Genomic DNA, 26456 nt, shown 5'->3' with positions numbered 1-26456 from the left:
CTGTGGTCAGGCTGAGCGCGGAGAAGAGAATTGGATCGGGCGCGGTTTGCGGACATCACGTGATTGGCGCAGGATAGGCTCATCGAAACAGGCAGGGATGAAACGGTGCGCTGATGCTGATCGGCTCATGTCATTGCGGCAAGGCGGGCTGGACGCTGGAAGGCGATCCCGGTTCGATTACGGCGTGCAACTGCACGCTCTGCCGGCGCTATGGGGCGCTCTGGGCCTATGATTACGAGGGCGAGCGGATCAGATCAGCATGAACGGCGAGACCGGCTCCTATACGCGGACCGGCCGGGAGACGTCGTCGCTGGAAATATTGTTCTGCCCGACTTGCGCCTGCGTGCTCAGCTGGCGCGGCCTGAGGCTCAACAGGGATGGGCGCCGGCGCATGGCGGTCAATTTGCGGCTGGCGCCGCCGGATCTCGTTTCCGATCTGCCGATCGATCATTTCGACGGGCTGGAAACCTTTGACGACCTTCCGTCCAAAGGGCGGTGCGTGCGTGATCTCTGGTTCTGACGGACGCAAAACCGCTGCACAACTTTGCTGGAATTGCGCTAGACCAGTCCGTGACCTCCGATAAAGATCGCCGCGCACAGGATCAAAATCGCGGCGACCGCATGGAACCGGGAAAACCCATGCCCTCCATGCGTTGGAGCCTCTGCACCATAACCGAGGCTGCGATGGTCTTCTTCGAAGTTTGACAGCAAATCGCGCATTTCATGCCCCCCAAGTATCTGGCCCAAACATCTGTCAGGCCAAGGGAATCAGCATGCGCTCGTTCTGATGATTTGGGCAGATCGCCAAAGGTTCAATCACCTTCCGGTGGATACCTCATCACCCAGCGGAAACGGCCGGTGAAACCGGCCGTTTTGAGATATGCGGCGCGCCCGTCAGACGAGCAGGGAGCTGTTTACCAGGACGTCGGTATTGTCGAAGAACGTCTTGTTCACACCGATGAAAGCAATGTCCTGGGCAGCATGGGTCGTGCCGGCGCCATCGGCGTCGTAGGACAGAACACCGGTCGCGGAATTGTAGATCAGCTCGGGGCCACCCTTGGTGCCGCCAGCGCCCCACTTGTTGACGATTTCGAAAGAGGCGGCATCCACCACGCCATTATTGTCCAGATCGAGGCCGGCGAAGGCAGGGCCGAGCTGGATCTTGTCGTCCGCATCGAAGTCCCAGACGAAGTCCTTGTTGGCCGTGCCCATTTCATCGAAATGGAAAGTGTCGGCGCCGCCCTTGCCGTAGAGGCTGTCGTTGCCGGCGCCACCGGCGATGAGATTGCTGCCGGCATTGCCGGTGATCATGTTGGCAAGGTCGTTGCCTGTCGCGTTGATATCCGCCGTGCCGTTCAGGCGGAGGTTTTCGACAGGTCCCTGGTCATGCAGATCCACGCTGACCGTCGTCCAGATCGTGTCTGTGCCGCCATCGGGAAGGGTGAGCAACGGCCCTGAATAAATCGCGACGCGATCACCCGCATCATCGAATATGTAGGTGTCGTTGCCCGTTGTTTCGAAAAAGGTGTCGGCCCCGCCTTTGCCATCCAGCTTGTCGTCGCCGGCATTGCCGACCATTCGGTCAGCGAAATTCGAACCGATGACCGAGACATGTTCGACGTCGGGCTGAATGAAGAACTGGCCTGCGTAACCGCCGTCCGCGTGGGTCAGGTACATGATGGATGTGAAGGTGCCCGGCCCGAAATTCGTGAAATCGACGTCGAGAGCTCCCATCGGCTGAAAGTTCAGGTAGGCGGAATCCGTTCCTGCGTCGCCGTAAAACGTGACGTCGATCTGGCCGGGAAAGTCATGAGGAGGCGCAAAGATCAGCGTGTCATTATCCGCTCCTCCGAAAATATCGTCTGTTGCTTCCAAGAGGTCCGGCAAGTCGAAAGTCGACGTCGCGATCCGAAAGGTGTCGTTGCCTCCACGGCCCAAGTAAACATCGCTGTTCTCGAATATAATTCCCGCCTCTGGAATTATTATAAGAGTAGAGCTTTGCGTGCGAAACACATCATCTCCAGGCGTGCCCTCGTGGATACCCATGTGTCTTCCTCCGTTTGCTGCGATCTCAGGATATTGTTGAATACTTCTTGCTGGGGCAAGTGAAACTACCATGACGGTCACTCGCTCCTCTTAGCTGGCATCCTATCAGGTTATAGGGCGAACTGCTACTTTGGATTGATTTTGCGTGAGGGGAACCCGTTCTCGATGAGGGCGGATCATGCAGGTTGGTGCGGCCATGCTCCGCGATGTCGGTGTGGCTGACCGAACAATCGGTCCGCGACCCCACCGCCGCCAATATGCCGGAAGCATGCTGGCCGGAGCTCGTGAGGACTAAGGTGCTGCTGCCGGCGGAGCGGCAAGTATAATTCTTTCGATGCTATCTGTTCTATCCGTCCCGCCTATTTTCCACCTTTTTGCTGTGTGGGTGACAATAGTAGATCGGCTTATTTTGCGATAATAATAAAAATAAGGAAGTTATTATGTGTCGATGTATACAGAATAGGTCCGAAATTATGGCCTTAAAAGCTGCCGCAGAAGGGAAACTATGAGGATATACTGTCTTATCGTTGCGCTTCATCTCAGCCTGCTGATGTGGGTTGGAGCCTACTATAGCGCTCAAGGACTTTATCTCACATTCAGCGCCTCGCATTCCCAGACTGTTGCCTTCGCTTCACCCGACATCGGCGCGATCCGTACGGATGCCCGATGACGACGACCCTACGACAAACCAAGAAACAAGAAAAAAACCATGAGACCGCTAAATTCCCTCCTGATCGTCTATCTTGGCCCGCCGCTGATGGCAGCTGCGCTTCTTCTGTTCACTGTGTCGTGGCTCGGGGATAAACCATTCGACCCAGGTCAGGATACGGTGACCGCCGTGCGAAAAGGCGGCAGGATCGGCAGTCAGAGCGAGATGTTTCGGTAATTAGGGGCGTCGCGCCGCCATCGCCAACGGGAAAAAATTGAGAAGGGCCGTCAAGTGGGGCCTGGCGACCCTTCTCCGGCTGGTAGGTGCAGCATCCAGCGGGGGCAAAATACAAGCAGCGGCTGTTTCCGATAGTGACTGCGGTCACAACATGGCAATATTTTCTAGCGGAAGATGAACTAACCAGCTTTGCGTGCATTGCGGGCGCCGTCTCTACGCTGCTGCTAGTCGACGAAGATATGGTTCTACACATGCGTATGATAGAGAAAATCGTCTCCTGATCTATCTTCCTTCCGGCAGGCGCGGACTTCCATAACCACAGGAGAACCAGATGTCGGGATGTAAGCATGTTGCAGCCGTTCGATCCGTAGAGCCCAGGACGCTTGGCTGCGAGGAATGCCTGGAGGACGGGCAGGAATGGGTCCATCTTCGGCTTTGCCGGGAATGCGGCCATGTCGGATGCTGCGATCAATCCATAGGCAAGCATGCGACGGCGCATTTCCATGCTACGGGACATCCCATCATTGAAGGGTACGATCCGCCTGAGGGCTGGGGCTGGTGCTATCTCGACGAGACGATGGTGGAATTGCCGGATCAGACGCCGCAGCGCGGCCCGATCCCGCGCTATTATTATTGAGCGTGCCGACATGAGCTCCGACAGCCTCGAAACCCGCCGTCACCAGATGTTTCCGGTGCTGAGTGCCGCACAAGTTCAAATGGCGACACGCTTTGCCAGCAGTGGCCCGCATTCCTTTGCCCCCGGCGAGATCGTGTCCCAGATCGGTGACAGGCATTCGCCCGCATGGCTGATCCTCTCCGGCCGCCTCGATGTCTTCAGGCACGACGGGCTGTCGATGCCGGAAGCGCTGATCACGAGCCATGGCACAGGGCAGTTTTCGGGAGAGGTCAGTCAGCTCTCTGGACGGCCCGTGCTTGCAGGCGGACGTGCCGGGCCGGAAGGGTGTGTGGCGCTGGCATTCGATGCCGCGCATCTGAAGGCTCTCATCATAGGATCGGCCGATATCGGTGAGATCATCATGCGCGCCTATATCCTGCGGCGCGTGGAACTGATCAATTTCGGCGGCGCCGGTTCGGTTCTGATCGGCAATCCCGGAGAGCCCAATCTGGTTCGCCTGCAGGGCTTTCTGACCCGAAGCGGCTATCCCCATGTCGTGCTCGATGCGGCCTCGGACCACGAAGGCCGCGGCCTGGTGGAGAGGCTTGGGATACTGGCGAGCGAATTGCCGCTCATGGTCTGCCCCAACGGAACGGTACTCAAACATCCGACAGACGCTGAAGCTGCCTGCTGCCTCGGCATCACGCCGGAGCTCGATCCGGCAATCGTCTACGATGTGGCAATCGTCGGAGCAGGTCCATCGGGTCTGGCGGCTGCGGTCTACGCGGCATCGGAGGGGCTCAGCGTTATCGTCATCGACGCACGTTCGATCGGCGGACAGGCCGGCAGTTCCTCCCGTATCGAAAACTATCTCGGCTTTCCGACCGGAATTTCAGGCCAGGCGCTCGCGGGCCGCGCCTTCAACCAGGCGCTCAAATTTGGGGCGGAGATCGCCTTGCCGCTCGATGTCGACGAGCTGATTCCGGCCCCGGCCGGCAAACGCAAGACCGACCCTATGGTATTGCGGATTGGCGGAGACAGGGCAGTCAAGGCGCGAACCGTCGTCATCGCCTCAGGCGCCAGGTACCGCAGGCCTGATATTCCCGACATAGCGCGCTTCGAGGGCGCCGGCATTTCCTATTGGGCATCCGCGATCGAAGCGAAACTATGCGAAAACGACGATATCGCCCTGGTTGGCGGGGGCAATTCGGCCGGCCAGGCGATCGCATTCCTGGCGCCGCGGGTCCGGCGTCTCCACCTGGTGATCCGCCGAAGCCTGACCGAAACCATGTCCACTTATCTGATCGATCGCATCGCCGCGCTGCCAAACGTGGAGATGCATCTCGGATGCGAACTGACAGCGCTGTCGGAAGATCTGCACGGTCGCCTGGCGGCAACCATCACTGATATCAGGGCGCAGTCCGGGAAGAACTACAATCTTCGCCGCGTCTTCATGTTCATCGGCGCCGACCCGAATACCGACTGGATCAAGTGCCGCATCAAGACGGATGACAGGGGGTTCATAAGGACCGGTACGACCTTCAGCCCTGATGTCGAAGAGGAGCTGGGAAGGCGCTCCCTGCAACTGGAAACCAGCCTGCCGAACGTCTTTGCGATCGGCGATGTCCGGGCCGGATCGACGAAGCGGGTTGCCGCAGCCGTCGGCGAAGGGGCTGCCGTCGTCAGCGATATTCACGCGGCGCTGAGACAGGCCGCGCTCATGAAATGATCTGCTGCCCGGGTGGCACCATTGCAGGCAGCTGTCGGCGGCCTGAACGCCAATCCTTGCCCTGAACCAGGGTCCAGAAGCTCTCGGCAATGTCAGTCATGCGCGCCCGTGGTCTGATCAGCACGATCTTGACGTCGACCGCCCAATCCGCCGATCCGGCTGAGGTCAATCTTCCATCCGGTCCCATCTCGTCGGCTGCCAGGCTCTCCGGTATCCAGGCGACGCCTTTTCCCTCAATGGCGAGCGCCTTCAGCGCCATGGCCAGATGGGAAGTGAAGACTGTCGAGAGGTGCAGCTGACCTGTGTGGGCGGAGAGGGCGGACGAGAGGATGCGGCCCATGCCGGATGTTTCTTCGAAGGCGAGATGCGGGATTGTGCGATCCGTTGCCTCCGAGATGCTGTGGAGCGGCCGGCCGTCCCGGTCCCGCCCGCTGACGGGGATCAGGCGGTCGGTCGCAAGCGCCACATGCCTGTAGGCATTCCTGTCGAGACGGATCCTGCTGTTCTGGTGGTCGTGGCAGAGCAGGAATTGGGCGCGGCCTTCCGTCATGATCCGCTCGCACTCGTTCATATTGTCCGAGAGGAGGCGGATCGGCATCGTCGATGCCTCGTGGCCGAGGGCCTGAATCCAGCCGGGGAAGAAGATGAAGGAGAGGGCGTGGGTGGCGGCGAAGGTCACGGTCGAGGTCGCCGCACGCATCTGCTCGAGATCACTGAAAACGCGCTCCAGCCGTGCAGCGATATCGTTTGCCGCCTCCAGCATGGCTTCGCCCGCAGGGGTCAGCTTCAACCTATGCGTCGAGCGATCGACGAGTTCGGACCCGCACCAGTCCTCAAGAGACTTGATGCGGCGCCCAAAAGCCGGCTGGGTGATGTGGCGCTTCTCTGCTGCTCTCGAAAAGTTCAGCGTTTCGGCGAGAGCCTGGAGATCGGCGAGCCAGGCGGTTTCCACGATGGTTCATCCGTTTTTCTGATGCTTAGGGAGCATTGACAGAACGGCATCGTTCCAAGGATTTCAAGCTATTTCATGGTGATTTTCGGTGAAACGAGAAATCTGCAGTGCCGGTCCGGCATTGAAAGAACCCGGATCGGCATTGGACGGTGAGGGCGGATTTCGCCTAAATCGTTCCTATGCGAGGGCAACGGCCCTCAGATCCGGACTGGGAGACTGCCATGCGTATCATCGATGTCCGCGAAGTGACGAAGCCGATCGCGTCGCCGATCCGCAACGCCTATATCGACTTCAGCAAGATGACGGCGAGCCTGGTGGCCGTCGTCACCGATGTCGTGAGAGACGGGCGGCGCGTGGTTGGCTACGGCTTCAACTCCAATGGCCGTTATGGCCAGGGCGGCCTTATCCGCGAGCGCTTCGGGGATCGTATTCTGGAAGCGGCGCCGGAAAGCCTCGTGAATGATGCCGGCACCAATCTCGATCCGCACAGGATCTGGGCGGCGATGATGAAGAATGAAAAGCCCGGCGGTCACGGCGAGCGCTCGGTCGCGGTTGGCACGATCGACATGGCGGTGTGGGATGCCGTTGCCAAGATCGAGGGCAAGCCGCTCTTCCGGCTGCTGGCTGACATGAAGGGCAGGGAGGCTGACCCGAAGGTCTTCGTCTATGCGGCCGGTGGGTACTACTATCCCGGCAAGGACAACAGCGCCTTGCGCAAGGAGATGCGCGGCTATCTCGACCGCGGCTACACCGTGGTCAAGATGAAGATCGGCGGTGCTTCGATCGAGGAAGACCGCGGCCGCATCGAATCCGTTCTCGAAGAGATCGGTTCTGAGGCGCAGCTTGCCGTCGATGCGAACGGCCGCTTCGATCTGGAGACCGGCATCGCCTATGCCAAGATGCTGCGCGACTATCCGCTCTTCTGGTACGAGGAAATCGGCGACCCGCTCGATTATGCGCTGCAGGCGGCCATCTCCGAATTCTACGATGCGCCGATGGCAACCGGCGAGAACCTCTTCTCGCATCAGGACGCCCGCAACCTGCTGCGCTATGGCGGCATGCGTGCGGATCGCGATTACCTGCAGTTCGATTGCGCGCTGTCCTACGGGCTTGTCGAATATCTGCGGACACTCGACGTGCTGCGGCAGTTCGGCTGGTCGCCCTCGCGCTGCATTCCGCATGGCGGCCACCAGATGTCGCTCAATATCGCGGCTGGCCTCGGCCTTGGTGGCAATGAGAGCTATCCCGATCTCTTCCAGCCCTATGGCGGATTCCCCGACGGCGTTCAGGTGATCGACGGCCACATCACCATGCCGGAGCTGCCCGGCATCGGCTTCGAGGGCAAGTCAGACCTCATCAAGGTCATGCGGGAGCTGGCGGAGTAAGGGCGAAGAGCTTGCGATCGCTTGATAGGCTCTACGCTGTGGATCAATATCGCTTCACCACTGACATAGCCTTTATCGGCCGCAGCCAGGTTTCCAGGCGGCAAAGCAGCCTTCCGGAAGGCGGCCTTGAATCATGCTTCAGTCGATTTCGGAACTGCGGCTGGTAGGGGATTCATCGATCGAACTTTCTGGAGCGGATGAAAAGCAGTTTTTCCGCCCCATGAGATGAAGACGCCTGACGCCCTCCGATAAGCCAATGCGTTGTCATAGTAGCAGTCGTCGGTGAGGATGTCATATCGGGACGAAGCGTACTGAAAGGCGAGCGCGGTACTTCCGTACCCGACACCCATCGCCAGAACTATGGCGAGCGGCAGAATGAGCAGCGGCAGCCTACGCTTCTGAATATCTGCCAGCCACAAGCCTCCCGCTGTCACAAGACCCAGGATAGCAGAAGCAGCAATGAATATCGGGTCTGTCGAACCCAAGCCTCCGTAATAATAATCGACGTAAAATGACTCACCAAACGTCATCACTGCAGTCAGAAAGACGGCAAATGCAACTGACAAAATCAGCACGCAGATGATGCGAACACGCACGGGCTTTCCTTAGTCAAAACTGACTTTTGATCGTTAGACCGATAATACGATCCGCTGAAGCGTGCTACCGATTACACGCTTTGCGTGATTTTGAGGTTAAAAATACATCACTGAGGGTTGGAGCAGGAGCCGGTAAGTTCAATCGCGCGTTGGCTGATTTATGACCTGCTTGTCGGCGACACCTAAGCTTCCGACGGCGGAAACTTTGCAGCATCCAGATAGGTGCAGAACATGAGCGTCAGTTGCGTCCGCAATCCGCCGTCGATGAGAAGTTCTGACATATCCCGCTCGAAGATGTTGCGGACGGTGCCGCAGAGCACGTTCAGCATCATCACGTTGACCGTAGAGAGATTGGCGAATTTCGCATCCGAGGCGGTGGCGAACATGGCTTGGCTCGCCGCTTCGATGCGCTGCGACATGGCCTCGACGATCTCGGCAACGTCCACTTCGGCGGCGGCGCGGTAGAGGGCGATCGTGACGTCGCGGCGCTCGATCTTGACCTCGATATAGGTGCTGACGAGCGCATCGGCCATCTCGGCATACCGCGCGCCGCGATGGTCGAGGCAGGCCGCTTCCACGCGTTCTGCCAGCATCGTCAGGTAGCGCTCGTTGACGGCGTGGAACAGGGCCTGCTTGTTCGGGAAATACTGGTATAGGGAGCCGACGGAGACACCGGCTCTTTCCGCGACACGGGTGGTCGTCAGATCACCCGGCCCGTCGGATATCAAAACCTGAATCGTCGCTTCGAAAATTGCCTCGACGGTGTTCACCGACCGCGCCTGACGCGGTGATTTGCGGGCATTTGCAGCTGATGTCTGGGCGGAAACCATATGCGAATTCAAAACCTGAAGAATCCTTCTTATTTTCAATCTGCTCGCAACGAGCGGGATTTTCAAGGATCTTCAGATGACCAACAGCTCCAGCCGCATCGCGCTCGTGACCGGCGCAAACAAGGGTATCGGATATGAAATCACCAGACAGCTCGCCCAGGCCGGCGTGACAGTTATGCTCGGCGCGCGTGATGCCGAGCGCGGGCAATCGGCGGCCGAGGAACTCGCCTCGCAGGGGCTTGATGTGTCGTTCATCCGGATCGATGTCTGCGACACCGGGAGCATCGCTGCCGCCGCTGCCGAGATCGATGCCGGGCACGGCCGCCTCGATATTCTCGTCAACAATGCCGGCATTGCCGACTATACCGACGGCGCTCCCGGCAAGGCCTCGCTGGAGGCTGTGCGCCGCGAGCTGGAGACCAATTTCATCGGCGCGCTCGCGGTGACGCAGGCGATGCTGCCGCTCTTGCGCAGGGCCGGGGCAGGGCGCATCGTCAACATGACCAGCAGCCTCGGCTCCCTGACGCTGAACGGCGATCCAAGCTGGCCGTTCTATGGCGTTCGCCTTATCGGCTACAATGCCTCGAAGGCGGCGCTGAACATGCTCACGGTCCAGCTCAATGCCGAGCTCAGCGATACCGGGATCACCGCTATATCCGCGTGCCCTGGCCTTGTGGCTACCGACCTCAGCGGCCACCGCGGTGATCGCACGCCCTCGGAGGCTGCGGCTTTTCCGGTGCGAATGGCTTTGCTTCAAGGGCACGACCTCAAAGGCATTTGCCAGAGCGAGCAGGGGGCTATCCCCTGGTGACAACCTTCTCATTGGCAATTGACGGAAAGCGTGTCTGCTACTGACGCATTGTGTGAGCAAGTTCAGAGGGATAGAAATACGTACATAGGTGGTGGCCGGCTCTCGTCAGTCGAGGCGTGAGGCACAAGGTCAAACGCGGAGGTTCCGTCGCCGATCAGGATCGCAGGAGGCGAGTTTCGGATGGTGATGTCTTATCGGCAGGCAGTGGCTGCCGCCGAAGATCTGGTACGAACCGAGCCGCGGATCGTGTTCATGATGTGCGGTTTGGCAGGTTCCGGTAAGACGACCTTTGCACAGCGGCTGGAGGCGCTCGGATGTGAGCGTTTCTCGATCGACGAAGAGGTCTGGCGGCATGACGGGCGTTTTGGCGTCGATTATCCGGAGGCCGCCTATTCCGATCTGCAGGCCGCCGCGGAGACGCGGCTGAGGCTCCGACTTGAAGACCAGCTCATGCGCGGCACGAAGGCAGTGATCGATTTTGCCTTCTGGAATGCGGCGGCTCGCACCCGCTACCGTGGGCTTGTCGAAGCCCGTGATCACCGGTGCTGCATCATTTATCTTCAGGTGGAGGAAGCGATTTTGCGCGGCCGTTTGAGAGAACGCTCAGCACGACGTGATGCAAATGCCGCGTTTCCGATAACGGACGAGCTGCTCGCGAAATATGTCCAAGGCTTTGATATTCCGAGCGAAGAGGAGGCATGGATCGTGCAGGCGACATTCGATTGAGAAAATTTCCCTCCCGAGGGCGCGACGAAAGCCACGCCCTCGGGAGGGTCAGGCGTCGATCGCGGCCGCGGCACTGGCGACAAAGTCTGCGACCGCTTCGGGCTGCGACAGCATGGGGACGTGGCCGCTTTGCAGGACAAGCGTCTCGCCCTTCATGTGCGCGGCGGAATCGCGTTCCACGGCCGGCGGGATCGTTTCGTCTTTGGCCGCAACGAGGTACCAAGAGGGCTTGGAACGCCATGCGGCCCGGCTGATCTTGTCGCCAACGCTTGCACGGCATGCCGGTAGCGACAGCAACGGATATTGCTCAGCCGATGCCATAAGCAATAGGGGATGCAGAGACGCGTTGGCGGCCTGCCTGTCTGCGATAGCTCTAGCGGCCATGAAAGTCCAACACACGTCACCCCAATTCCAGGTGACGGGCTTCATGTGTTTTTCGCCGAAGATAACAGGCGCTGTAACGTAGAATTGTTGCGCAGTCGCCGGAGCGTGCAGAGACAAAAGGAAGATTGTTCGTATAACCTGACGCGATTTTCTTCGCTATTTTATTTTCTGATTTTAGAAAAGTCTCTAATTTCGATATATAATATTTATTTTATGAGAATAATCGAAGAACGTGCTATGATTTGTTTTTCTATCTATGAATTTTCCTTTCGGCCGGCACCTATCGAACAGGCGGGGAACCTGCTGCAGAAGCGCGGATCATAACGTTCGTGCCGTCGACCTCCCAGGGGGCAATGGCCGCAAAGAACAGCGTCTCGGCCAGACGCGGATAACGAAAATGATTGGCGAGATAGATATGCAATCGGCACGATATGGAAATAAGGATCTGAGGTTCGCAAGGCTCCACGCCGTGAAGGCGGAGCAGCGCATCACCGGCCAGGAAATCGTCGTTAAAAGGCTGCGGCTGACGGGGAGGCCGCTGGATGTCGAAAATGCGCTGTTGGGCAGGCTCTACGATCGCAAGAGACGCGTTATCTACCACTTGAAGCGTATCGAAGATTCCCTCGATGTGACATCGCAATCCGAAGTGACACCGTAATCTGGGATCAATGCCGGCGGCTGATCGGCCATATGTCGTGGTCCGGTGCCGGCCGGTGCATTCGACGGGAGAACATCATGTCGGCCGGCACTGTTGCTGAAATCTCCGACGAGGCAATCGGTTCCGGCGCGAACAGGTACCTCGGCAAACCTTTCGAGCTCTTAACCGAGCGCGAACGGGCAGTCTTCCGGCGACTGATCTCCCGGCACGCGATTGCCCATGATTCCAATCAGTCCTTCGATGCAAAGCTGACACCGTCGCAGCGGCTGGCCGACAAGGTGGCGGAATTCGGCGGTTCGTGGACCTTCATCATCCTCTTCGGGATCGCCCTTGCAGTATGGGTCGCCGGCAATCTGCTGGCCGCAACGCGCGCCTTTGATCCCTATCCCTTCATATTCCTCAATCTCATCCTTTCCATGCTGGCGGCCGTGCAGGCGCCGGTCATCATGATGAGCCAGAATAGGCATGCCGCCAAAGACCGGGTGGATGCCGCGCACGACTACGAGGTCAATTTGAAGGCTGAGATCGAGATCATGGCGCTGCATGACAAGCTCGACGAGCTCAGAAATACCGATCTGAAATCGCTCGTCGCCCAGCAGCAGGAGCAGATCGCACTTCTGACGAAATTGATGCTCGGCCCGCCGGGTCAGCAACGGCAGGACCTTTAAAGTACCGGAGGCTACCATGCAGCTGCGAGAAATGACCGATAATGCCTGCATCGAGTTTCTGGCGAACCACATGTTTGGCCATCTCGGGTGCAGCGGTGAGCAATATCCCTATATCGTTCCCATCCACTACGCTTATGAAGGACGCCGGCTGTTCATGTTTTCCATGCCCGGCCTGAAGATCGACCGTCTCCGGGCAAACCCCCTGGCCAGTTTCCATGCCGAAGAGCTCGGCCAGGACAGAAAGTGGAAAAGCGTCCTCGTTCACGGTCGTTTCGAGGAACTGACGGATACGCCTGCGCGCCGAGATGAACGCATCCATGCATGGTCGCTTCTGGAAAAGCGTGCCTTCTGGTGGGAGCCCGGATCTTTCAATTTCGGCGCCGATACGAATGAGCCGCTGGACGCGCCGATCTTCTTCAGCCTTTCGATCGAGGTGCTCTCTGGACGGGAGACGATCTGACGGTCCCGCGCGGCATGTTTCGCCTGCGGGTCGGGACGCCCCGGCAGCCAAGCCGGATCGATAACCCATCAGCCATCAACATCTGACAGGACGAACAGCGGGTCGGGCCGAACGCGCAGATGCGATTGACGGACCGCAAAATTGCGGTTAGCTCTTACGCCCATGAAAATCGCAATGGTTCTCGCAGTGGTGATATCGCGCATGGGCAGGACGGTGTAACCGTCCGGCATTAGCCACCCATGCGCCGAACACAAGGTCCCTGACGGGGCCTTTTTTTATGCCCCGTCGCACCCCCAATCACCTCATCAACGACGGAACATTGCTATGACCGGCGATAAGGCTAGCTTTACCCAAAATTCTCCCGAGACTTCCGCGAATATTCCCTCTGGCCGCCTGATGAACGGCGGCGAAATCGTTCTGCAGGCGCTGCGCGACAATGGCGTCGAGCACATCTTCGGCTATCCCGGCGCTGCCGTGCTGCCGATCTATGACGAGATCTTTCAGCAGGATGAGATCAAGCATCTGCTCGTACGCCATGAGCAGGGGGCCGGCCATGCCGCCGAAGGTTACGCCCGCTCGACCGGCAAGGTCGGCGTCATGCTGGTGACCTCTGGACCAGGTGTCACCAATGCGGTGACGGCGCTGCAGGATGCGCTGATGGATTCCATTCCGCTCGTCTGCCTGACCGGGCAGGTGCCGACGACGCTGATCGGCACGGATGCCTTCCAGGAATGTGATACGGTTGGTATCACGCGGCCTTGCACCAAGCATAATTTCCTCGTCGATCACATCGATGATCTGGCGAAGACGATCCATCTCGCCTTCAGGATCGCGACATCGGGCCGGCCGGGGCCGGTTCTGGTCGATATGCCCAAGGACGTGCTGTTTGCGAGCGGGCTTTATGTCGGGCCGGAGGAGATATCGGTGCCGGCGCGCTATCAGGCGCAGGCGGGCTGCGATCGTGAGGCGATTGTGGCTGCGGTCAGGCTGATGGCGCAGGCGACGCGGCCGGTCCTCTATACGGGCGGCGGCATCATCAATTCCGGGCCGGAGGCCTCGCGCCTGTTGCGGGAGCTGGTGGAGCTGACGGGCTTTCCCATTACCTCGACGCTGATGGGGCTCGGCGCCTATCCCGCGTCAGGACCGAACTGGCTGAAAATGCCGGGCATGCATGGCTCCTACGAGGCCAATATGGCGATGCATGATTGCGATCTGATGATTGCTGTCGGAGCGCGCTTCGACGATCGCGTCACCTCGCGCGTCGACAAGTTCTCGCCCGGTTCGAAGAAGATCCATATCGATATCGATCCATCCTCGATCAACAAGAACGTCGCCGTTGATATCGGGATCGCGGGCGATGCGGCCGCGATACTTTCGGAGATGATCGAAGCCTGGCGGGCGCTTCCCGAAGCGCCTGAGCGACGGCGGCTCGCGGGCTGGTGGGCCGAGGTCGAAGAGTGGCGGGCGCGAAACTCCTTCGCCTATGAGAGGCGCCGTGAGGAGATCATGCCGCAATATGCGCTGGAGCGGCTGCATGCGTTGACCACCGATCTCGACCCGATCGTGACGACCGATGTCGGCCAGCATCAGATGTGGGCGGCACAGCTTTTCGGCATCGAGGCGCCGAACCGCTGGCTCACCTCGGGCGGGCTTGGCACGATGGGATACGGGTTGCCGGCGGCCATCGGCGCGCAGATTGCCCATCCCGGGCGGCTGGTTCTCGGCATTGTCGGCGATGGCTCGGTGCAGATGACGCTGAAGGAGCTTTCGGCGGCGATGCAGCATCAGGCGCCGGTCAAGATCTTCATCTTGAACAATGCGCAGCTCGGCATGATCCGGCAATGGCAGCAGATCCTGCATGGCAACCGCCGGGATCGATCCTACTCCGCTTCGCTGCCGGACTTCGTCAAGCTGGCGGAAGCCTATGGCGCGGTGGGCTTGCGCTGCGAGAGGCCGGATGAGCTGGATGCGAAGATCAGGGAGATGATCGCCAGCGACCGGCCTGTCCTGTTCGACTGCCGTGTCGCGGCGCTCGAAAACGTCTATCCCATGGTTCGCAGCGGCCGGCCGCATAATGACATGCTGTTTGGCGAGGATGTGCGTGCGGCGGAAGCGGAGGGCGAATTCGGCTTCAGCCAGGGGCTCGTCTGATCGTCCGCAATGGATTGGCCGGTGTCGTAGGATACCGGCCAATCAATCCCGGTCAGCCGGCGCCCCGAGCGGGTAGAAGTGGCGGTAGGGGCGCGCTTCATCGAGTGCGCGGGCATAGCTCGGGCGCTGGAGCAGGCGGGCGCGATAGGCGCGGGCATCCTGGAAATGCTCGGGGATCGGATGCGCCCAGTCGGCATAGAGCAAGGCCGGGGCGGCCGAGCAATCGGCGAGGCTGAAGGTTTCGCTGGCTACCCACTGCCGGCCCCTCATATGCGCGTCGAGAATGCCATAAGCGGTTTCGAGCGCCTGGCGCCAGCGGACATAGCCGTCATCGGGCTCGACCTCCCGGCCGAGAGCGGCATTGACCATGCGCTGCTGGGGATATTGCAGGTAATTATCGAAGAAGCGGTCCCACATGCGCACTTTGATGGCTGTTGCCGCATCCTTGGGGATGAGCGGTTGGTCGCCGGGGCTGAGCGCGTCGATATATTCAATGATGCTTGTTGCTTCGAAAATGAAGTCGCCGCCATGCTCAAGAATCGGAAAACGCTTGATTGGCCACTTTGCCGAAAACTCCGAGGTGATCGGCTCGCTGCCGTCGAGAAGCTTCACCTCGAAGGCCATGTTCTTCTCGTAGAAGGCGGTCTTCGCCTTCTGGGAGTAGGAGGAGAGCGGGTGCAGGTAGATCACCAGCGGCATGGCGGCGGACATGGGCAAGCCTCACTTCGAGAGCACGACATGCGCGGCCAGTTCCGTCATCTCGTGGGATTTGACGGAGAAGCCGAGCGCCGGCAGGTCGATACCCTCAAACATGGCTTCGCCCTTGCCGAGGACAACCGGAGAGATAGCGAATTGCATCTCGTCGATCAGGCCGGCCTTGAGATACTGGCGCACGGTGCTGACGCCGCCGCCGATCTTGACGTCCTTGTCGCCGGCTGCAGCCTTGGCCTTTTCCAGCGCTTCCTCGATGCCGCCGGTGATGAAATGGAACGTGGTGCCACCTTCCATGACGATCGGCTCGCGGGCGTAGTGGGTTAGGATGAAGGTTGGCGCGTGATAGGGCGGGTTCGGACCCCACCAGCCTTTCCACTCTTCATCAGGCCATTCGCCCCTGATCGGGCCGAACATATTGCGGCCGAGGATGAAAGCGCCGAAGCCCGCCATACCTGCCGCACCATACTGGTCATCAACGCGAGTCGTGCCGTCGTCCTTGCCGATCATGGTGCGGAAGGTGCGGGTGGGGAAGAACCATTGGTGCACCGCCATGCCACCTTTGCCGAGGGGATTTTCAAGGCTCTGATCCGGGCCGGCGCCGAAGCCATCGATAGAAAGGGAAAATGCAGCAACACGTACACGTGCCATGTCAGCCTCCATCTGGTTGCATTTTGAAATCAGTTGAGTTGTTGCATAACTGATCCTATGATGCAACTGGTTTTTCTCATGGAGTCGGATATGAATATCGAAATACGGTCGGGCTGCCCGATCAATCTGACGATGGAGGTGTTGGGCGATCGATGGAGCCTCGTCATCATCAGGGATATCATGTTCGGCAATCGCCGTCACTTTCGCGAGTTGCTGACGCAGTCGGAGGAGGGTATCGCCTCCAATATCCTGGCGGCACGTCTCAAGCGGCTGATGTCCTATGGGCTGATCACCAAGCTCGACGATCCCTCCCACAGCCAGAAATCCATCTACAGCCTGACGGAGGCCTCCATCCAGCTCGTGCCGATGTTTGCGATGATCGGCGCCTGGGGGCGCAGGCACCTACCGGTCAGCGAGGATCTCAGCATCCGCGCGGAGTTGCTGGAGGAGGGCGGGCAGCCGCTCTGGGACGAGTTCATGGAGGATCTCAGGAGGATCCATATCGAGGACCCGATCGGTGGGGCGAATGGATCAGTCAAATCGCCGGTTCTGGCGCGACTGACGGCGGCCTTTCTGGAGGTGCGCGCCAAGATGAATGCGGCAGGATAGGTTTCCGTCCACCGAGGTTCAGGATGATTTTGCCGGCCAAGTGGACAGCGCCTGATCGGCAACGGCGTTCAGCATGTCGCGGCTAAAGCCGGCTTTGGCCTGCACCGCCATGCCGTGGGTCATTGCCATCACGAATGCCGCAAGGGCTTCCGTGTTCACCGTTTCCGGCAAATCACCTTCCGCCTTTGCCCGCTCGAAGCGCTCATGAAGCTGTGCCTGGCCAGCGGCGCGGAAGTCGATCAGCGCCTGTCGCACGGGTTCGGTTTCGTCCGATCCCGCCACGGCGCCATTGATGCCGAGACAGCCCGTATGATTGGGAAAACGCGTATTGAGGTCGACCGCATTGTAGAGGATGTGGGCTGCGACCTGGCGCGAGGTAGGGAGCTTGAGCGCTTCCGGAAGATAATCCAGATATCGCTCGGAATAGCGATCCAGCGCCCGCCGGAAGAGCGCTTCCTTGTTGCCGAAGGCGGAATAGAGGGCGGGTCTTTCGACGCCGGCAGCCTCTGTCAGGTCAGCATAGGACGCTCCCTCGTAGCCCTTACGCCAGAAAACGCATAGCGCCGCATCGAGCACTTTCTCCATGTCAAATTCGCGATGGCGTCCCATCAGATCAACTCGGCCAATTTCATAATGATCGTTATTAAACCACTTGACAGGCTTTGTCTACATTTCATACCAATCGTTACCGTAACGATCGTTACGAAAAAACTGCTCTGCCTGCCGATAGGGGCGGGTGGTGCTTTGACGGGGTAGAAAGGACACTCATGTCTGAGATTTTGAAGGGAAAGGTCGCGCTCGTGACCGGTGGGTCGCGTGGGCTTGGTGCTGCGGCGGCTGAAGCGCTGGCGGCGCATGGCGCGGATGTTGCGATCAGCTATGTGGCTTCTGCCGCCAAGGCGGAAGCGGTGGTGGAAAGGCTGCGGGCCGGGGGTGTGCGGGCTCTGGCGATCCAGAGTGACCACGCCGACATGACGGCGGCCAAGCCGTTTATCGACAAGGTGATCGCTTATTTCGGCAAGCTCGATATCCTCGTCAACAATGCGGCAATCGCTGTGCAGGGCAAGACAGTCGATGATCCCGAGCTCGATGTGGTCAACCTCGATCGCCAGTGGCAAATCAATGTGTTGGGCACGGTGGCGGCCACGCGGGCGGCGGCACCTGTCTTGTCTGATGGCGGCCGGATCATCTTCATCGGCTCGCTGTTCGGCACGCGCGTGCCGTTTCCCGGCGTTGCCGATTATGCCGGTACGAAGGCTGCCCTCATCGGCTATGCGAAAGGCGTCGCGCGCGATCTCGGCGGCCGCAACATCACCGTCAATGTCGTCCAGCCCGGCGTGATGCCGACCGACATGTCTGCCGAAGTGCTGGGAGACAGCGTGCCTGACGCGCTTCTGGACCTGCATCCTATCAGGCGCATTGCAACGCTCGAGGAAGTCTCGGCGCTCATCTGCCATCTGGCGGGGCCGCATGGGGGTTACATGACCGGCAGCGTGATCGATGTGGCCGGCGGCCTTGGAATCTGACGACAAGAGGTAGGTTGCGCCTGCGGAACTGAAAGACGTCCCGCAGGCGGCAAGTTCGGCTCAGGCTGCGAGAGCGCTGTAATCCATCGCGTCGAGATCGGCGATCAGGCCGGGTCCAACAGGCTTCCAGCCGAGGATGCGGCGAGTCTTTTCGCTGGAGGCGGGGAAGTCCAGGCCGGCGAACATGCCCATCCAGCCGAAATGCTCGGACGCCTTGTCCGGCGCGATGGAGACGACGGGCAGTTTCAGGCCGCGGCCCAGCGCCTCGGCGATCTCGCGCATTGAGACACCTTCCTCATCGACGGCATTGTAGCGGGCGCCGGGTTCAGCACGTTCGATGGCCAGCCGGTAGAGCAGGGCGACATCCAGCAGGTGGCCGGCGGGGAAGCGGTTGCGACCTTCGCCGACATAGGCGGAGGCGCCCTTTGCCCTCGATATTTCGATGAGTGGCGAGACGAGGCCCTGCTTGAACGTGTTGTGGACCTGGGGAAGGCGCATGACAGACACGTTGACGCCGGCATCCAGAAGCGCGTTGCCGGCAAGTTCGGAAGCGATGCGCGGGTTGGGATGCTCGATATTGAAGACATCCTCGCTCGCGAGCTCTCCGAGGTGTGCATTGCCGATGCCGGTGCCTGATGTGATGAGCAGCGGGCGGTTCGAGCCCTTGAGAGCCTCGCCCATTGCGGCAATGACGCGGCTGTCCTTCTGGCAATTCTCGACGAAACGCGAAAAATCATGGTCGAAGGCCGTATGAATGACGGCGTCGGCCTTTTCGGCGCCGCTGCGGACGCTTTCAGGCTCTTCCAGCGTCCCCTTGTGAACTTCGACGCCTGCCTCTTCGAGCGCTTTTGCGCCGGCGCCCGAGCGGGTCATGCCGATGACATGATGGCCCGCCTTCAGGAGTTCGGGGACGATGGCCGAGCCGATGAAGCCGGTGGCGCCGGTGAGGAAAATGCGCATGGGTATCTCCTTGTTTCAAAGCATGCCGCTGCACGCTTTAAGTCCTTGTTTTTTCGCATGTCGTTATCGCGAAACTGCTTCACACTTTTGCGCGACAGGCTTTACAGACCCCAATATTGCGCTATGTTTTATGCTGTTAAAGTAGTGACGTTATCCTATTATAATTGCTAACAGGGACAGTATGAGCACCGACGGCAACCCCCTTGGCACCTTCCTTCGCGACCGCCGCTCGCGCCTCGATCCGGCCGTGTTCGGATTCTCGGGCCGCCGGCGCACGCCGGGCTTGCGACGCGAGGAGGTGGCGCAGCGCGCCAATATCAGTCCCACGTGGTACACATGGCTGGAGCAGGGGCGCGGCGGGGCGCCGTCGTCCGATGTTCTCAACCGGATCGCAAACGGGCTGATGCTGACCGAACCGGAACGCGAGCATCTCTTCATGCTCGGCCTCGGCCGCCCGCCCGAGGTTCGCTACCGCGCCGTCGAAGGCATCAGCCCGCGCCTGCAGCGTCTTCTCGATACGTTTGAGGTCAGCCCGGCGCTGGTGCGTACCGCGGCCTGGGACATCGTTGCCTGGAACCGCGCGGCCACCATTGTCATGACCGATTACGGCAAGCTCGCACCTGAGGACAGGAATGTCCTGCGTATGCTGTTTTGCAACCCCAACGTCCGGAACGTCCAGCATGACTGGGAAACAGTGGCCCGGTTCGTCGTCGGCGCCTTCCGGGCGGATGCGGCGCGCGCAGGGGCTACTTCGGAGATTGCCGAACTGGTCGAGGAACTCTGCCTCGCCAGCCCGGAGTTCAAAGCGATCTGGCAGGAGAACGAGGTGATCGCCCATGGCGAAGGCACCAAGCGGCTGAGACATCCTGTTCTCGGCGATATCGAGCTGGAATATTCGGGCTTTGCCATCGACGGCAGGCCCGATCTCAACATGGTCGTCTACAATCCTATCGATCCCGATGTGGTCGAGCGTATTCGCAGGCTGGTACGGGAGAAGAACGGCCGTCCCTGACCGAGGCGCAGCGGTTTCAGGAATTATTCCTGCGCAGCGTGAACACCGTCAGTTCCGAGGGCCGGCCCAGCCTGAACGCAAAGCCGGGCCAGAGCGCGGTGCCGTTGTTGACATAGAGCTGCATGCCGCCGACCTGGTAGTGGCCGGAGACGAAGCCGCCATTGGCGCGGGCGACCAGACGATCGAGGCCTAGCACCATGCCGCCATGGGTATGCCCTGACAGCTGCAGTGCGATCCCCGCCTTGGCCGTCTCGGCTGCCATTCTTGGCTGATGGTCGAGAAGAATGATCGGGGCCTCAGAGGGCGCGTCTTTCAGGGCCGCGGCAAGATCGGGATTGGGCATCGATCTGCCGAAGGCCGCAAGATCCGTCACGCCGGCAATGACGATGCGGCCCGCCTCGCGCTCGATGACGGCGTGCTCATTCATCAGCATGCGCATGCCAAGACTGGCGTCGTGCTCCATCCAATCGTCGTAGCCGAAATAATATTCGTGATTGCCGGGGATGGCGAAGATGCCATCGGGCGCTTCGAGCTTCGCCAGGGGGGCGACATCCGCACGGCGTTTTTCGAGGCGGCCGTCGATGAAATCGCCGGTCACGACGATCAGATCGGTTTTCAGATCATTGGCCTTCTTCACGAGCGCTTCGGCCCAGGACGCCGGAAAGAGGCGGCTGAGATGCAGGTCGGTCAATTGCAGCAGGCGGTAGCCGTCGAAGGCGTCGGGAAGATCCCGGATTGCTATCTCGACATTCTTCACGGGTGGTATGCGCACGGCTCCAGCGACGCCAAAAGCGGCCAGGCCGAAGGCCGCGAGCCCGATGATATAGCGGACCTCAGGGGGCACGGCCGGAAACTGTCCCTCGACGAGAGCAAGGACAAGCGAGGCGGCATCGAGCGTGATCTGGAAGACGGCCAGCAGGAGTGTCGCACCGAAGAGGAAATTCAGCACGATAATCAGCGGGCGCGGATATTCAGGCGCGAAGACGGAGCCTGACGAGATGCGGTTCAGCAGCACCTGCTGGGAGGCGACCAGGAGCACGCCGGCAAGCAGCGCCTTGGCAGGCCATATCCACGGCAGGGGCAGGATGAAGCGAAGGAGGACAACCAGCCATGGAAGCCCGAGAATGAAATGGAACATTAAATAGGCCTGTGATTATCGATGCTTATCGGAGGGAATGAAGAGACTGAATCTGGTGTCTCCGGTGTCCTGCGCAAGGGGCTCGTCGTACTTCATGTCCGCCAGCCCGACGCCGGCCCCATGCGAGAGTGCTCAGCCAGCCTTCTGCGCCTCAGTGAACAACCAGCCGATCACGGTTTCCCGCGCAGGAGATTTCCGGTAGCGGGGCCAGACGAGGTAGATGTCCGAAGGGCCGCGCAGTCTGGCTTCGAAGACATGCACCAGCCGGCCTTTGGCCAGATCGTCGGTGACGAAGCCGCCATTGGCGAGAACGATGCCCTGTCCGGCAATCGCTGCCTCGATGGCGTGCGAGGTCTGCGAAAAGCTGATGCCCTTGAAGGAGGGGCTGCGGCTGTTGGTGAGATGGCGCTCGACGAATTCCGGCCAGAGATTGTGGGCATCGTGCAGCAGCGGATAGGCCGAGAGATCCTCGGCCGTGCGCGGTGCATTCCGGCCGGCAAGCAGCAGCGGGCTGCAGACGGCAATGACCTCCTGCTCGAACAGGAGCTCGGCATTCAGGCCCGGCCCGAAGGGCGGGCGGCCATAGCGGACCGCGAGATCGACGCCATCGGCCACGAAATTCGAGATGCGCTCGGTCGCCAGAATATGCAGATCGAGATCGGGGTGCAGAGCGGTGAAGTCAGGCAGGCGCGGGATCAGCCATTTGGATGCAAAGGTCGGCGTCGTGCTGATGGTGAGCTTGATCGCCTGTGACTTCAGCTCGTCTGTTGCGCGGGCGATGATCTCGAAGGCGCGTCTGATATCGGCGATGTAGCGTCGGCCTTCGGCCGTCAGCGCCAGCGTGCGGGGAAGCCGCTCGAACAGGGTCAAGCCAAGCTGCGCTTCGAGCCCGCGAACCTGCTGGGCGACGGCGCCCTGCGTCACGCCGAGCTCTTCGGCGGCAAGCCTGAAGTTCAGGTGGCGCGCCGCGACTTCGAAGGCTCTGAGGCCATTGAGGGAGGGAAGCTTTCCCGGGATATCGCTCATCGAGTAGTTTTTCTACTGCCATAAAAGAGGAGAACTGTTTCGCGCTCGCGTGGCGGACATGGTATCGTGCGTGCACACATCGATCAATCGACGATATCACTTCAGGAGGGCACCGAAATGTCAGTAGAAAAAGTGGCTGTTATCACCGCAGGCGGCAGCGGCATGGGCGCCGAAAGCGCGAGACGCCTTGCGGCCGATGGATACAAGGTCGCAATCCTGTCTTCCTCCGGCAAGGGCGAGGCGCTGGCCAAGGATCTCGGCGGTGTCGGGGTCACCGGTTCCAACCAGTCGAACGACGATCTGAAGCGGTTGGTCGATGCGGCGATGGCGGCGTGGGGGCGCATCGACGTTCTCGTCAACAGCGCCGGGCATGGTCCGCGCGCAGCGCTGAATGAGATCACCGACGAGCAGTGGCATACGGGCATGGACGTCTATCTGATGAACGTCATCCGCCCGGTGCGGCTGGTAACGCCGATCATGCAGGCGCAGAAGAAGGGTGTGATCGTCAATATCTCGACGGCCTGGGTCTTCGAGCCGTCGACGATGTTTCCGACCTCGGCGGTCTTCCGCGCCGGCCTTGCCGCCTATACCAAGCTCTTTGCCGATACCTATGCGGCCGAGAACATCCGCATGAACAATGTGCTGCCCGGCTGGATCGACAGCCTGCCTGCGACCGAGGCGCGGCGCGAGACCGTGCCGATGCAGCGCTATGGCACGAGTGCGGAAGTTGCCGCGACCATCGCGTTTCTGGTGTCTGACGGGGCGGGGTATATTACCGGCCAGAGCCTGAAGGTTGATGGTGGGTTGATGCGGTCTGTTTGAGCGGCAGGGATGGGTTGCTGAGGCGGGCCGTGGCCCACGTTCTTCTCGGATAAGCTCTACACAAGGTGTTTTCTCGATAAGAGAGAACACCTTTTGATTGTGCGCCGAGGGGGATTGGATTTGGCAAACATGATTTGCCCAGCAGACCTGATCGATTTTCATTCCGGTCTTAAGGCGTCGGACCTCAAGAACTGGAAACACGTGCCTGCGTCGGCGGTCGTTCAGCCGACGGCGGAAATGAGCTGATCTCGAGGCTCGCGCTGCGGTTTGTGCGAATGCCGCTGCGGATGGCAAGCGGACGTAGAAGCAAAGATTGGAAGGACGTGAAGGACGATGAGCATGAACACAAACGATGTCGCCATCCATTGGGAAAGCAATGCGGAGACTTGGACGATCTATAGTCGTGCTGGTTACGACAAATATCGCGACGCACTTAACACGCCCGCCTTTCTGGACATGTTACCCCCGATCGCAGGTCTGACGGGACTTGATCTCGGCTGTGGTGAAGGCACCAATACCCGCGCAGTAGCCCAACTTGGTGCCCGCATGACCGGGGTGGACATCGCACCTACCTTCATTCGCTATGCCCGCCAAACGGAGGCACAGGACCCACTCGGTATCGACTACGTGGTTGGCGACGGCCAGAGCCTTGACTTTCCGGAAGGGAATTTTGATTTCGTCACCGCCTTTATGTCGCTGATGGACATGGCTGACCAGCAAAAAGTTCTGGGGAGCCTTCACCGCATTTTGAAGCCCGGTGGGTTCTTGCAGTTTTCGATTCTGCATCCATGTTTCGTTCCGCCGACCCGCCGCAATATCCGCGATGAGAGCGGCGCTGCAGTTGCCGTTCAGGTTGCCGACTATTTCGATGAGACCGACGGGCGCATCGAGCGCTGGCTGTTTTCCGAGATTCCAGCTGAAGAGCGTGCAGCGCTGACACCCTTTTCGGTGCCGCGTTTCCATCGCACGCTGACAAGCTGGGTATCCATGATCGTCGGTGCCGGCTTCATAATCGAGGCGTTTGGCGAACCAATGGCATCGCCGGAAGTCGCCCTTGCCGAACCTGTAGTAGCCGATACCCGCGTTGCGCCAATCTTCCTACACATCCGAGCACGCAAACCGTGAAAGCTCGTTGATGGCTCGGATATTCGATCTCCGCCATTTCTTGGTTATGCCGAAACCTGTGAGCCGGATGCTCCCCACTTCCGGCTCATCTGGATAGATGTCGGCGTTATGCGGCGCTTTATGGTTCGACCGCTGACAGCAATCAGATGCTCGATCCACCAATATCTCTGCCGGCTGCAGCAACGCGCTGAGATATTGAACAGCGACGGCACCTATTCGCCTGAGATGTTCAAATAGGTGCCGACAGTTCTTTTGGGTCAACAGGGCGAATATTAGCGCCGCCGTTCTGTCATGTGGCCTCCTTGATCACCGTCTCCCATCGCCACGACGGTACGCCGCTCAAAGCCGGCCGCTGCCAATGGCTTCCGTCTGTGGCGGCTGATCGTCGAGGGCAGGGGCAGCTTGAACTATTCGGCTCTGCGCTTATTGTCAGGCGGTGGACATTGCGCCCATGCCCGCGACGATCGAGAAAGCCCGAAGCCATGCAGAAGTTCACTGTGTCCATCACGCGAGAGATCGAGGCCGATAGCGCCGAGGAGGCCGCGCTTCTCCTCTATCAGGAGCTCGCCAAGGATGCGGCGCCGCTTCGTTATCTGGTCGCGGACGAGACGAAGAGGACGAGGACTGTGACGCTGGATCGGGCAAAGGCGGACGAATTCGCCGCTGTCGATCATACTGCCGATCCGGGTAACTGGTAGGCGTGATGGCAGGGGGCTGAACCGCGCCGGACACCAGCCTGAACCACGTGGGCGTCGATCATTTTTTCTCGCCGAGATACCGAAACAGTGTCTCTTTCCATGCCTCGTCGTGAATTGCTTCGAGAATGGCGACATCGATGGGTTTGCGATAGCGGCTGCCGGCCGGCATCGCCATGCCGTAATTCTGCGTTTCGAAGACGGTGTCCAGCACCTGCACACTGGTGGGAAACTGCTGTTCGGCCGTCCAGGCCAGCAGCGGCTTATCGTAGACGAAGGCATCGATGGAGCCTGATGTCAGGGCCCGGAAGCCATCCTGCACATTGGCGAAATCCCGGTGCCTGATGCGTTCTTCATCGAGAAATCCTGTCGTCGCCGATCCCGACACGGCGCCGACGCGCACCCGCGGCAGGTCTTCTGAACCATTGACCAGTCCTCTGATCTGGCGCGTCGTGAGCGCGGAGGTGACGCTTGCGGTGAAGACGGCGATAGTAATGATCGACATGACCATCCAGAGGATCGCAAGGGTTCGTCCTCCGAGCGTTTTTGGGCCGCGATGACCGGTACTCGCCTGCGTCATCGCTTCTGCCGACCACCAGATGCTGGCGCCGAGTCCCCTGGCCGCGCCGCCGCCGAAATCCTCGTTGTGGCGGTGTTCGAACAGCCAGATCAGGGCTCCGACGGCCAGCGAAATGCCGATGAGCGCGCCGACGGCCTGCAGGAAACCGAGGGAGGTCATCGTCTGGGTGATCTCGTACCAGACGGAAACGCTCTGGACGGAAACGGCAATGCCGAGGCCGGTATTGTAGAACGGCTGGGTGAAATCGACATTGCGTTCCCGGTCGGCGGTGATGGTGATGGCCGCGACCGAGAGGTCATAATCCCCGCGCTTCGTGGCATCGAGCAGGCTCTGGACCGAGGGTTCCTCAACCAGCCGGTATTTGACGCCAAGCTTTTCGGCGACCTGCTGCCAGAGATCGATTGAGAGGCCGGTCCAGGTGCCATCCGGCGCCTTCATCGCGAAGGGCGGGGCTTCCTTGGTGCCAACAACCAGATCGCGGTTCGGAAATTCAGGCGGGGCGGCAAGTGCCTGATGGGGCAGACATCCGGCCAGGCAAAGGAAAAACGCCAGCATGGCGACCGGCAGAGCGCGATACTTGCTTATGCCTGGTAAGGGCGCGGTGGTCTTTGCCATAACACCTTTCCCTTCCTGCATCAGGCGGACTGCCGGTTCGTACGTGGATCATCCTGAACGGCTGACGGCATCCGGCAAGTACGCAACG

General features: G+C 60.0%; 28 protein-coding genes and 1 pseudogene. 17 read left to right on the top strand and 12 right to left on the bottom strand.

The genetic code is table 11. The features are described from left to right. Positions 1-113: 113 nt before the first annotated feature. Positions 114-520, top strand: a pseudogene (locus AB4Z13_RS12550) (GFA family protein). 374 nt (positions 521-894) lie between these two features. On the opposite strand, the gene AB4Z13_RS12545 reads toward AB4Z13_RS12550, so the two are convergent. After that, positions 895-1875: a calcium-binding protein gene (locus tag AB4Z13_RS12545; protein ID WP_442206048.1), complete on the bottom strand. Its 981-nt coding sequence runs from the start codon at positions 1873-1875 to the stop codon at positions 895-897. Between the two features lie 880 nt (positions 1876-2755). On the opposite strand from AB4Z13_RS12545, the gene AB4Z13_RS12540 reads away from it, so the two are divergent. The 3 genes from AB4Z13_RS12540 to AB4Z13_RS12530 all read left to right on the top strand — a co-directional run bounded on the left by AB4Z13_RS12540 (position 2756) and on the right by AB4Z13_RS12530 (position 5277). Then, positions 2756-2932 carry a hypothetical protein gene (locus AB4Z13_RS12540; RefSeq protein ID WP_162747951.1) on the top strand — a complete coding sequence of 59 codons (177 nt, stop codon included), beginning with the start codon at positions 2756-2758 and terminating at the stop codon, positions 2930-2932. A gap of 331 nt (positions 2933-3263) precedes the next feature. Continuing rightward, complete coding sequence (locus AB4Z13_RS12535; protein WP_037099046.1) at positions 3264-3569, top strand: UBP-type zinc finger domain-containing protein; 306 nt, start codon at positions 3264-3266, stop codon at positions 3567-3569. A 10-nt stretch (positions 3570-3579) separates the two neighbouring features. Further along, on the top strand, positions 3580-5277 hold the full coding sequence (locus AB4Z13_RS12530; protein ID WP_442206047.1) for an FAD-dependent oxidoreductase: 1698 nt from the start codon (positions 3580-3582) through the stop codon (positions 5275-5277). Here the strand turns inward: AB4Z13_RS12530 and AB4Z13_RS12525 are convergent. Further along, the gene (locus AB4Z13_RS12525) at positions 5267-6229 is read right to left on the bottom strand and encodes a LysR family transcriptional regulator (protein WP_442206046.1); all 963 of its coding nucleotides are present in this window, start codon (positions 6227-6229) and stop codon (positions 5267-5269) included. The genes AB4Z13_RS12530 and AB4Z13_RS12525 overlap by 11 nt on opposite strands. 221 nt (positions 6230-6450) lie before the next feature. Here AB4Z13_RS12525 and AB4Z13_RS12520 point away from each other — a divergent pair, with 221 nt between their 5' ends. Next, entirely contained in the window at positions 6451-7614 is a 1164-nt protein-coding gene (locus tag AB4Z13_RS12520) for a mandelate racemase/muconate lactonizing enzyme family protein (protein WP_442206045.1), read from the top strand. A 131-nt stretch (positions 7615-7745) separates the two neighbouring features. Here AB4Z13_RS12520 and AB4Z13_RS12515 read toward each other — a convergent pair whose 3' ends face one another. Together AB4Z13_RS12515 and AB4Z13_RS12510 are read right to left on the bottom strand one after the other, a co-directional pair. Then, positions 7746-8210 carry a hypothetical protein gene (locus AB4Z13_RS12515; protein WP_113321339.1) on the bottom strand — a complete coding sequence of 155 codons (465 nt, stop codon included), beginning with the start codon at positions 8208-8210 and terminating at the stop codon, positions 7746-7748. 182 nt (positions 8211-8392) lie between these two features. Then, positions 8393-9052 (bottom strand): TetR/AcrR family transcriptional regulator, encoded by a 660-nt coding sequence (locus tag AB4Z13_RS12510; protein WP_442206044.1) that lies wholly within the window; start codon positions 9050-9052, stop codon positions 8393-8395. Positions 9053-9116: 64 nt separating this feature from the next. Here AB4Z13_RS12510 and AB4Z13_RS12505 point away from each other — a divergent pair, with 64 nt between their 5' ends. Together AB4Z13_RS12505 and AB4Z13_RS12500 are read left to right on the top strand one after the other, a co-directional pair. Further along, positions 9117-9851: an SDR family oxidoreductase gene (locus AB4Z13_RS12505; RefSeq protein WP_442206043.1), complete on the top strand. Its 735-nt coding sequence runs from the start codon at positions 9117-9119 to the stop codon at positions 9849-9851. A gap of 204 nt (positions 9852-10055) precedes the next feature. Next, positions 10056-10577, top strand: a complete 522-nt coding sequence (locus tag AB4Z13_RS12500; RefSeq protein ID WP_442206042.1) for an AAA family ATPase — start codon at positions 10056-10058, stop codon at positions 10575-10577. A gap of 48 nt (positions 10578-10625) precedes the next feature. Here the strand turns inward: AB4Z13_RS12500 and AB4Z13_RS12495 are convergent, their stop codons facing one another. Then, entirely contained in the window at positions 10626-11006 is a 381-nt protein-coding gene (locus tag AB4Z13_RS12495; RefSeq protein WP_442206041.1) for an alpha/beta fold hydrolase, read from the bottom strand. Positions 11007-11376: 370 nt separating this feature from the next. Here AB4Z13_RS12495 and AB4Z13_RS12490 point away from each other — a divergent pair, with 370 nt between their 5' ends. From AB4Z13_RS12490 to AB4Z13_RS12475, 4 genes are all read left to right on the top strand, one after another. After that, positions 11377-11619: a hypothetical protein gene (locus tag AB4Z13_RS12490; RefSeq protein ID WP_439015723.1), complete on the top strand. Its 243-nt coding sequence runs from the start codon at positions 11377-11379 to the stop codon at positions 11617-11619. A gap of 77 nt (positions 11620-11696) precedes the next feature. Beyond that, positions 11697-12287 (top strand): DUF1003 domain-containing protein, encoded by a 591-nt coding sequence (locus AB4Z13_RS12485; protein WP_439015722.1) that lies wholly within the window; start codon positions 11697-11699, stop codon positions 12285-12287. A 16-nt stretch (positions 12288-12303) separates the two neighbouring features. Next, on the top strand, positions 12304-12747 hold the full coding sequence (locus AB4Z13_RS12480) for a pyridoxamine 5'-phosphate oxidase family protein (protein ID WP_442206040.1): 444 nt from the start codon (positions 12304-12306) through the stop codon (positions 12745-12747). Between the two features lie 396 nt (positions 12748-13143). Then, on the top strand, positions 13144-14898 hold the full coding sequence (locus tag AB4Z13_RS12475) for an acetolactate synthase 3 large subunit (protein WP_442206242.1): 1755 nt from the start codon (positions 13144-13146) through the stop codon (positions 14896-14898). Positions 14899-14940: 42 nt separating this feature from the next. Here the strand turns inward: AB4Z13_RS12475 and AB4Z13_RS12470 are convergent, their stop codons facing one another. Together AB4Z13_RS12470 and AB4Z13_RS12465 are read right to left on the bottom strand one after the other, a co-directional pair. After that, entirely contained in the window at positions 14941-15597 is a 657-nt protein-coding gene (locus AB4Z13_RS12470; RefSeq protein WP_442206241.1) for a glutathione S-transferase family protein, read from the bottom strand. Positions 15598-15618: 21 nt separating this feature from the next. Continuing rightward, positions 15619-16260: a dihydrofolate reductase family protein gene (locus AB4Z13_RS12465; RefSeq protein ID WP_442206039.1), complete on the bottom strand. Its 642-nt coding sequence runs from the start codon at positions 16258-16260 to the stop codon at positions 15619-15621. Between the two features lie 90 nt (positions 16261-16350). Between AB4Z13_RS12465 and AB4Z13_RS12460 the strand changes: the two genes are divergently transcribed. Further along, positions 16351-16869, top strand: a complete 519-nt coding sequence (locus AB4Z13_RS12460) for a winged helix-turn-helix transcriptional regulator (RefSeq protein WP_113321379.1) — start codon at positions 16351-16353, stop codon at positions 16867-16869. 18 nt (positions 16870-16887) lie between these two features. Here the strand turns inward: AB4Z13_RS12460 and AB4Z13_RS12455 are convergent, their stop codons facing one another. Then, positions 16888-17478: a TetR/AcrR family transcriptional regulator gene (locus AB4Z13_RS12455; protein ID WP_113321349.1), complete on the bottom strand. Its 591-nt coding sequence runs from the start codon at positions 17476-17478 to the stop codon at positions 16888-16890. Between the two features lie 158 nt (positions 17479-17636). On the opposite strand from AB4Z13_RS12455, the gene AB4Z13_RS12450 reads away from it, so the two are divergent. Further along, a complete protein-coding gene (locus tag AB4Z13_RS12450) occupies positions 17637-18395 on the top strand; it encodes an SDR family NAD(P)-dependent oxidoreductase (protein ID WP_442206038.1) in 759 nt (252 codons plus the stop codon). Between the two features lie 60 nt (positions 18396-18455). Here AB4Z13_RS12450 and AB4Z13_RS12445 read toward each other — a convergent pair whose 3' ends face one another. Then, positions 18456-19355: an SDR family oxidoreductase gene (locus AB4Z13_RS12445; RefSeq protein ID WP_442206037.1), complete on the bottom strand. Its 900-nt coding sequence runs from the start codon at positions 19353-19355 to the stop codon at positions 18456-18458. Between the two features lie 181 nt (positions 19356-19536). On the opposite strand from AB4Z13_RS12445, the gene AB4Z13_RS12440 reads away from it, so the two are divergent. Then, entirely contained in the window at positions 19537-20367 is an 831-nt protein-coding gene (locus AB4Z13_RS12440; protein WP_442206036.1) for a helix-turn-helix transcriptional regulator, read from the top strand. Between the two features lie 16 nt (positions 20368-20383). Here the strand turns inward: AB4Z13_RS12440 and AB4Z13_RS12435 are convergent, their stop codons facing one another. Together AB4Z13_RS12435 and gcvA are read right to left on the bottom strand one after the other, a co-directional pair. Then, positions 20384-21505, bottom strand: a complete 1122-nt coding sequence (locus tag AB4Z13_RS12435; protein WP_442206035.1) for a metallophosphoesterase — start codon at positions 21503-21505, stop codon at positions 20384-20386. A gap of 132 nt (positions 21506-21637) precedes the next feature. Beyond that, entirely contained in the window at positions 21638-22531 is an 894-nt protein-coding gene (gene gcvA / locus AB4Z13_RS12430; protein WP_442206034.1) for a transcriptional regulator GcvA, read from the bottom strand. A 117-nt stretch (positions 22532-22648) separates the two neighbouring features. Between gcvA and AB4Z13_RS12425 the strand changes: the two genes are divergently transcribed. The 3 genes from AB4Z13_RS12425 to AB4Z13_RS12415 all read left to right on the top strand — a co-directional run bounded on the left by AB4Z13_RS12425 (position 22649) and on the right by AB4Z13_RS12415 (position 25176). After that, positions 22649-23353, top strand: a complete 705-nt coding sequence (locus AB4Z13_RS12425; protein WP_442206033.1) for an SDR family oxidoreductase — start codon at positions 22649-22651, stop codon at positions 23351-23353. A gap of 339 nt (positions 23354-23692) precedes the next feature. Continuing rightward, positions 23693-24478, top strand: coding sequence for a class I SAM-dependent methyltransferase (locus tag AB4Z13_RS12420; protein ID WP_442206032.1), 786 nt, complete (start codon positions 23693-23695; stop codon positions 24476-24478). A 482-nt stretch (positions 24479-24960) separates the two neighbouring features. After that, positions 24961-25176 carry a hypothetical protein gene (locus AB4Z13_RS12415; protein WP_442206031.1) on the top strand — a complete coding sequence of 72 codons (216 nt, stop codon included), beginning with the start codon at positions 24961-24963 and terminating at the stop codon, positions 25174-25176. 58 nt (positions 25177-25234) lie between these two features. Here AB4Z13_RS12415 and AB4Z13_RS12410 read toward each other — a convergent pair whose 3' ends face one another. After that, the gene (locus tag AB4Z13_RS12410; RefSeq protein ID WP_442206030.1) at positions 25235-26368 is read right to left on the bottom strand and encodes a transporter substrate-binding domain-containing protein; all 1134 of its coding nucleotides are present in this window, start codon (positions 26366-26368) and stop codon (positions 25235-25237) included. Positions 26369-26456 lie beyond the last annotated feature (88 nt).

Source organism: Rhizobium sp. YAF28, from assembly GCF_052113285.1.
Classification (GTDB): domain Bacteria; phylum Pseudomonadota; class Alphaproteobacteria; order Rhizobiales; family Rhizobiaceae; genus Rhizobium.
This window is presented reverse-complemented; position numbering and strand designations above follow the sequence as displayed.

What these genes read in the sequence shown, in the direction of transcription:
- AB4Z13_RS12460 (WP_113321379.1), top strand. Translation starts at nt 16,351, where the DNA reads ATGAATATCGAAATACGGTCGGGCTGCCCGATCAATCTGACGATGGAG.
- AB4Z13_RS12415 (WP_442206031.1), top strand. Translation starts at nt 24,961, where the DNA reads ATGCAGAAGTTCACTGTGTCCATCACGCGAGAGATCGAGGCCGATAGC.
- AB4Z13_RS12535 (WP_037099046.1), top strand. Translation starts at nt 3,264, where the DNA reads ATGTCGGGATGTAAGCATGTTGCAGCCGTTCGATCCGTAGAGCCCAGG.
- AB4Z13_RS12425 (WP_442206033.1), top strand. Translation starts at nt 22,649, where the DNA reads ATGTCAGTAGAAAAAGTGGCTGTTATCACCGCAGGCGGCAGCGGCATG.
- AB4Z13_RS12455 (WP_113321349.1), bottom strand. Translation starts at nt 17,478, where the DNA reads ATGGGACGCCATCGCGAATTTGACATGGAGAAAGTGCTCGATGCGGCG.
- AB4Z13_RS12440 (WP_442206036.1), top strand. Translation starts at nt 19,537, where the DNA reads ATGAGCACCGACGGCAACCCCCTTGGCACCTTCCTTCGCGACCGCCGC.
- AB4Z13_RS12420 (WP_442206032.1), top strand. Translation starts at nt 23,693, where the DNA reads ATGAACACAAACGATGTCGCCATCCATTGGGAAAGCAATGCGGAGACT.
- AB4Z13_RS12445 (WP_442206037.1), bottom strand. Translation starts at nt 19,355, where the DNA reads ATGCGCATTTTCCTCACCGGCGCCACCGGCTTCATCGGCTCGGCCATC.
- AB4Z13_RS12490 (WP_439015723.1), top strand. Translation starts at nt 11,377, where the DNA reads ATGCAATCGGCACGATATGGAAATAAGGATCTGAGGTTCGCAAGGCTC.
- AB4Z13_RS12475 (WP_442206242.1), top strand. Translation starts at nt 13,144, where the DNA reads ATGAACGGCGGCGAAATCGTTCTGCAGGCGCTGCGCGACAATGGCGTC.
- AB4Z13_RS12465 (WP_442206039.1), bottom strand. Translation starts at nt 16,260, where the DNA reads ATGGCACGTGTACGTGTTGCTGCATTTTCCCTTTCTATCGATGGCTTC.
- AB4Z13_RS12495 (WP_442206041.1), bottom strand. Translation starts at nt 11,006, where the DNA reads ATGAAGCCCGTCACCTGGAATTGGGGTGACGTGTGTTGGACTTTCATG.
- AB4Z13_RS12485 (WP_439015722.1), top strand. Translation starts at nt 11,697, where the DNA reads ATGTCGGCCGGCACTGTTGCTGAAATCTCCGACGAGGCAATCGGTTCC.
- AB4Z13_RS12470 (WP_442206241.1), bottom strand. Translation starts at nt 15,597, where the DNA reads ATGCCGCTGGTGATCTACCTGCACCCGCTCTCCTCCTACTCCCAGAAG.
- gcvA (WP_442206034.1), bottom strand. Translation starts at nt 22,531, where the DNA reads ATGAGCGATATCCCGGGAAAGCTTCCCTCCCTCAATGGCCTCAGAGCC.
- AB4Z13_RS12480 (WP_442206040.1), top strand. Translation starts at nt 12,304, where the DNA reads ATGCAGCTGCGAGAAATGACCGATAATGCCTGCATCGAGTTTCTGGCG.
- AB4Z13_RS12520 (WP_442206045.1), top strand. Translation starts at nt 6,451, where the DNA reads ATGCGTATCATCGATGTCCGCGAAGTGACGAAGCCGATCGCGTCGCCG.
- AB4Z13_RS12410 (WP_442206030.1), bottom strand. Translation starts at nt 26,368, where the DNA reads ATGGCAAAGACCACCGCGCCCTTACCAGGCATAAGCAAGTATCGCGCT.
- AB4Z13_RS12505 (WP_442206043.1), top strand. Translation starts at nt 9,117, where the DNA reads ATGACCAACAGCTCCAGCCGCATCGCGCTCGTGACCGGCGCAAACAAG.
- AB4Z13_RS12435 (WP_442206035.1), bottom strand. Translation starts at nt 21,505, where the DNA reads ATGTTCCATTTCATTCTCGGGCTTCCATGGCTGGTTGTCCTCCTTCGC.
- AB4Z13_RS12540 (WP_162747951.1), top strand. Translation starts at nt 2,756, where the DNA reads ATGAGACCGCTAAATTCCCTCCTGATCGTCTATCTTGGCCCGCCGCTG.
- AB4Z13_RS12450 (WP_442206038.1), top strand. Translation starts at nt 17,637, where the DNA reads ATGTCTGAGATTTTGAAGGGAAAGGTCGCGCTCGTGACCGGTGGGTCG.
- AB4Z13_RS12530 (WP_442206047.1), top strand. Translation starts at nt 3,580, where the DNA reads ATGAGCTCCGACAGCCTCGAAACCCGCCGTCACCAGATGTTTCCGGTG.